Here is a 228-nt window from a genome sequence, read left to right on the forward strand (position 1 = left end):
GGCCGGCCTCGACCGCTTCGTCGCCGGCGGCATCTCCATGGGCGCCGCGATCGTCATGCGCCTTGCTTGCCGTCATCCGGACCGCGTCGCCGGCCTGCTGCTGGTGCGTCCAGCCTGGATTTTCGGCAGTGCGCCGGCGAACATGCGGCCGAACGCCGAGGTCGCTGGCCTGATCCTTGACCATGGCCCCGACATAGCGAGAACGATCTTCGCACAATCGCAGACCGC

1 protein-coding gene is annotated in these 228 nt (G+C 68.4%); it reads left to right on the forward strand.

The annotated features are described in order from the left end of the window. Positions 1-228: alpha/beta fold hydrolase (locus tag E5W87_RS23845; protein WP_367118867.1), on the forward strand; the 228-nt coding region annotated here is incomplete at both ends.

It is taken from the genome of Mesorhizobium sp., assembly GCF_004962925.1.
Lineage (GTDB): Bacteria > Pseudomonadota > Alphaproteobacteria > Rhizobiales > Rhizobiaceae > Mesorhizobium.